Annotated in this window: 4 protein-coding genes and 1 pseudogene; 2 read left to right on the forward strand and 3 right to left on the reverse strand. The window is 64.6% G+C overall.

Annotated features, from left to right (window positions below):
* Positions 1-181: 181 nt before the first annotated feature.
* Positions 182-586, reverse strand: coding sequence for a JAB domain-containing protein (locus JOZ79_RS07420; protein ID WP_294072667.1), 405 nt, complete (start codon positions 584-586; stop codon positions 182-184).
* A 129-nt stretch (positions 587-715) separates the two neighbouring features.
* Here JOZ79_RS07420 and JOZ79_RS07425 point away from each other — a divergent pair, with 129 nt between their 5' ends.
* Positions 716-1,510 (forward strand): thymidylate synthase, encoded by a 795-nt coding sequence (locus JOZ79_RS07425; protein ID WP_294072670.1) that lies wholly within the window; start codon positions 716-718, stop codon positions 1,508-1,510.
* 3 nt (positions 1,511-1,513) lie between these two features.
* On the opposite strand, the gene JOZ79_RS07430 is transcribed toward JOZ79_RS07425, so the two are convergent.
* On the reverse strand, positions 1,514-1,930 hold the full coding sequence (locus JOZ79_RS07430; protein ID WP_294072672.1) for a hypothetical protein: 417 nt from the start codon (positions 1,928-1,930) through the stop codon (positions 1,514-1,516).
* Between the two features lie 96 nt (positions 1,931-2,026).
* Here JOZ79_RS07430 and JOZ79_RS07435 point away from each other — a divergent pair, with 96 nt between their 5' ends.
* Complete coding sequence (locus JOZ79_RS07435; RefSeq protein WP_294072674.1) at positions 2,027-2,170, forward strand: entericidin EcnA/B family protein; 144 nt, start codon at positions 2,027-2,029, stop codon at positions 2,168-2,170.
* 317 nt (positions 2,171-2,487) lie between these two features.
* Here the strand turns inward: JOZ79_RS07435 and JOZ79_RS07445 are convergent.
* Positions 2,488-4,238 (reverse strand): annotated as a pseudogene (locus JOZ79_RS07445) (DNA-directed RNA polymerase subunit beta'); the annotation flags it as partial.

Consider the following 4,238-nt stretch of genomic DNA (forward strand, 5'->3'; position numbering starts at 1 on the left):
CGACTACGCGACCGCGAGACTTACCTCATGGCCTTCCAGGTAGCTGCGCCACGGCCCGAGCCGAGCGAAATCAAGCCCTGTTGAATCCAAGCACGGCGCGCCCGAAGACAGCGCCGGCGATCTAGGCATACGGAGAAGATTAGTCCGAGCCAGACGATACAGGCCGGACGGTAAGCTTCGGCTAGAGCAGCCCCATCGCGCGGAAGCTCGTGCACTCCCCTCCCGCAAACACCAGGTGATCGAGGATCGCGCAGTCGAGCGCTTCGGCCGCCGAGGCCAGGCGACGGGTCGCTCGGCAATCGGATTCGCTGGGGCGGGCGTCGCCGCTCGGGTGATTATGCGCGAGAACGATGCCGGCGCTGCGGTGCAGGGCAGCATCGGCGATGATGTCGCGCAGCGGGAATTCGGTCCCCTGTTCGTCGCCGTCGTGGCGCGACACATGGAGGCACCGCGCCTCGTCGTCGACATGGGCGACCCACAGGCTTTCGCGCGACGAATCGGAATCGGCAAAACAGCCCGCGAAAAAGGATCTCGCAGCAGCAAGGCCATTGAGCTTCAGCGGGAGTTCGGCACGCTGATACCGCATGGCGCCGGGATACGGCCGGGTTGTTCGCGCAGGCCAATTGAACAAAGTCCAAAACAATCGACTATTGTCAAAATGGATTAGACTACGCCGGCCCTTGGACCCGCCACGCGACCGGTTTAGGGTCTGCTCATGCGCCAGTATCTCGACCTCATGCGGACCATCCTTGACGAGGGCGTTCCCCAGGACGATCGCACCGGCACCGGCACCCTGTCCGTCTTCGGCGCTCAGATGCGCTTCGACCTCGCTCAGGGCTTTCCCTTGCTCACGACCAAGAAGCTGCACCTGCGTTCGATCATCGTGGAGCTGCTGTGGTTCCTCCGCGGCGATACCAACATCGCTTGGTTGAAGGACAGAAAGGTCAGCATCTGGAACGAATGGGCGGACGAGAGCGGTGACCTGGGCCCCGTCTACGGGAAGCAGTGGCGCGACTGGGAGAGCGCCGATGGGCGCCATATCGACCAGATCGCCGAGCTGGTGGCTCTCATCCGCCGCGATCCCGCCTCACGCCGCCAGATCGTCACCGCCTGGAACCCGGGTGAAATCCAGCGCATGGCCCTGGCCCCCTGCCACTGCCTGTTCCAGACCCAGGTCGCGGCTGGTCGGCTCAACCTTCAGCTTTACCAGCGGAGCGCCGACATATTTCTCGGCGTCCCGTTCAATATCGCGAGCTACGCCTTGCTGACGCACATGCTAGCGCGCGAGTGCGGGCTCGAGCCCGGCACGTTCGTGTGGACCGGCGGCGATTGCCACCTCTACTCCAACCACCTCGACCAGGCCCGGATGCAGCTGGAGCGCGAGCCGAGGCCGCTCCCCTGTCTGGTCATCAAGGACCGGGGGCAGGGGCTGTTCGACTATGAGCCCGAGGATTTCGCGTTCGAGGCCTACGACCCGCACCCGCACATTTCAGCGCCCGTCGCTGTCTGACCCCTAGTCCGCCGGTGCGACGTCGGCGACGAAGAAGGGCTTGCCGCCGCAGCGCTGCACATAGGTCCCGAAATTCGCCAGTGCATAAGCGGGCGGCAGGGTCTCTCCGCCGATCTCGATCTCCTGGTTCACCAGCAGCGGCTGCTCGCTCCTTCCGGGACGGTGGAAGATCAGCGACGTGCCGTTGAACACGCTCGCGCGCGGCCAGATCGGCAGAATCCGGTCACCGGCTTCGGATCGGAACAGGAGGCAGCCATCCTCCCAGGTGAGGCTGCCGTCGACAGCCTCCGCGTTCGCGCCCTCGACGTAGGGAGCGGTTGGTACGTCCACCTCCCGCAACGGATGCGGAGCGTGATACGTCTCTGGATATTGGGTAGCGCAGCCGCTCAGTGCGAAGAACGTCCACAGGGCCTTGCGCATGATCCGCTCCACCTGTCCTGAGAAAATAACGCATGCGGAATGGAGCCGTTCCGGCAGTTAGGGCGTTCACTGACGCCATCTCAACTGGAGGATGTCATGATTCAGAAGATTGCCACTGCTGCCCTGATCGGCCTCGCACTTGCCACTGCGGCGTGCAACACGGTCCGCGGCGCTGCAAAGGACGTGAATTCGGTCGCGAATTGCACCGAGAATGCGATGGGCGGAGGTCAGCACTGCTGACGTTCAGCCTAGACAAAGCCTAGTCGCGCCAGCCATGATTGTTCCGTAACCTTAATGGAGGGATGGTCATGGTTAGCAAGCTTGTCACGGTAGGAATCATCGCGGGTGCGTTGACACTTGCCGCGTGCAATACGGTTCGCGGAGCGGCCGCTGACGTTGGTTCGGCGGCAAATTGCACCGAGAACACGATGAAGACCGGCTACTGCCGCTAGGCTGAAATCCGAAAAGTGAAAGCCCCGCCGGCGTGAGCCGACGGGGCTTTTTTTACATCTTCTGGTTAGCCGGGCACGCCTGTCCCCCCGACAGGCTGCGCGCGCCTAATCCTGTAGATAATCGCCGGCGTCCGCGTCGAGGCCCTGACCGGAAGGCGCGACCTCGGCGAGCGGATCCGAATGGATCGCGGCCTCGGGCCCCTGAGCGAGCTCGGCCTTATGCTCCTCTTCGGCGCTATTCGGGAGGATCAGCGATTCCTGGAGCTTGCGCTGCGCCGCGCGCAATGCCGTGTCGCGCGACGAAGCCGCAACCCGCATCCGGTTCATGCCGGCGCCGGTGCCCGCCGGGATCAGCCGACCGACGATGACATTCTCCTTGAGGCCATTCAGCGTGTCGACCTTGCCCTGGACCGCGGCTTCCGTGAGGACGCGCGTAGTCTCCTGGAACGAGGCGGCCGAGATGAAGCTGCGGGTCTGCAGAGATGCCTTGGTGATGCCGAGAAGCACCGGCTTGCCTTCCGCGGGCCGCTGGCCCTTGGTGAGCTTGCTGTTGTTCTCGTCCATCTCGTCGCGATCGACCTGCTCGCCGGCCAGCAGCGTGGTGTCGCCCCCGTCGGTGATCTCGACCTTCTGCAGCATCTGGCGAACGATCACCTCGATGTGCTTGTCGTTGATCTTCACGCCCTGGAGCCGGTAGACCTCCTGGATCTCGCTGACGAGATATTCAGCCAGCGCTTCGACGCCGAGAACCTCCAGGATGTCGTGCGGATCGGGTGAGCCGCCGACGAGATTGTCGCCGCGCTTCACGTAATCGCCTTCCTGGACTTCGATCATCTTCGACTTCGGCACCAGATACTCGACCGGATCCGACCCGTCGTCGGGAACGATCGCGATCTTACGCTTGGCCTTGTAGTCGCGCATGAAGGTGACCTTGCCGGACACCTTGGCGATGATCGCATTCTCCTTCGGCTTGCGGGCCTCGAAGAGTTCGGCGACCCGCGGCAGACCGCCGGTGATGTCACGCGTACGCGCGGCTTCCCGCGGCATACGGGCGAGCACTTCGCCGGCCTCGACCTGCTGGCCGTCGTCGACCGCGACGATCGCTCCGGGCGCCAGGCGATAGACGGCCGCTTCCTTCGCGTCCCCTCCCATCAGGGTAAGGCGCGGGTGGGGCGTGTCCTTCTTCGACTTGGCCGCGTCGTCGGTGACCACGCGCTGCGTGATGCCGGTCGATTCGTCGACCTGCTCGCTCATCGTGCGGTTCTCGATCAGGTCCTGGAACTTCACGGTTCCGGCCTTCTCCGTGATCACCGGGCTGAACGAGGGGTCCCACTCGGCGATGCGGTCGCCGCGGCTGACGATGTGGCCGCTCTCGCACAGCAGGTGCGCGCCATAAGGCACGCGGTGCGTCGAGAGCTCGCGACCGTCCATGTCGAGGATCGCGATCTCGCCCGAGCGCGACAGCGACAAGTGCCGCCCGCGCGGGTCGAGGATCGTCGGCATGTCGCGGAACTCGATGGTGCCGTCGACCGGCGCCTCGAGGTTCGACTGCTCGTTGAGCTGCGCCGCGCCGCCGATGTGGAAGGTCCGCATCGTCAGCTGCGTGCCCGGCTCGCCGATCGACTGGGCGGCGATGACTCCGACCGCCTCGCCGATGTTCACTGGCGTTCCGCGAGCGAGGTCACGTCCGTAGCACTTGCCGCAGACGCCCTGCTTGGACGCGCAGACCAGCGGCGAACGGATCTTCACGCCCTGGACGCCGATCTCCTCGATCTTGGCGACCATCGGTTCGTCGAGAAGGGTGCCCTCGGCAATGAACACGTCGCCCGATTTGGGGTCGACGATGTCCTCCGCCG

It is taken from the genome of Sphingomonas sp. (genome assembly GCF_019242355.1).
GTDB lineage: Bacteria > Pseudomonadota > Alphaproteobacteria > Sphingomonadales > Sphingomonadaceae > Sphingomicrobium.